1 protein-coding gene is annotated in these 683 nt (G+C 37.2%); it reads left to right on the top strand.

The window, feature by feature from the left end; genetic code table 11:
• Positions 1 to 683 (top strand): pertactin-like passenger domain-containing protein (locus ACFIL8_RS11920; protein WP_375689990.1); only part of this gene is annotated, 683 nt, incomplete at both ends.

The raw sequence follows: 683 nt of genomic DNA on the forward strand, positions 1-683 counted from the left end.
CGCATTCAGCAGTTAAGCGGTGTAGGAAAAGTCATTTTTACTTCTTCTGAAGATGATTTATATTACTCTCAGCTTTATATTGATAATCTAGCAGGGAGTCTACATTTTGACCTTAATGTTAGCCTTACAGAAGGAAAAGGTGATTACCTCTTTATTGAGAATGGGAGTGGTTTTCATACAATAAGTGTCGTAGATTCTGGTATTGAAATTGTTGATCCTTCTTCAGCAGGACTTGATTTAATTTTTGATCAAAGTGGAGGAGCACATTTTACCCTGAGAAGCTTTTCTGGTGCAAATGTTAAAACTATTGATGGCGGAACCTATACGTATGGTTTAAAACAGAGAATTGATGAGGGTGGGGGCGAAAAAGTTTGGTATTTATCTGCAGTATTTATTGATAATGTTTCATTTCTCAACAGTTTACCACGTAGTAGAAGCAGATCTATGCGGCATTTAAATCAAAATCAATCAGCTTCTTCTCTTTCAACTATTGCAGCACCACAAGCGCGTATTATTAAATTGCCACGTCGAAGAAAAAACCGCCAAAACTTGAGTCAAAGATCTCCAGCTTTTGTATCTCCAACTGTTTCCTCTCTTGGAAGTCCCGTTATTGAAGTCTTAGGTTCAGGAAGTTTTCATCCTCTTTCTGATGAAAAACAACAAACTGCTGTTTCAACCTCTTC

Source organism: Bartonella sp. AP57NXGY, from assembly GCF_042195805.1.
GTDB lineage: Bacteria > Pseudomonadota > Alphaproteobacteria > Rhizobiales > Rhizobiaceae > Bartonella.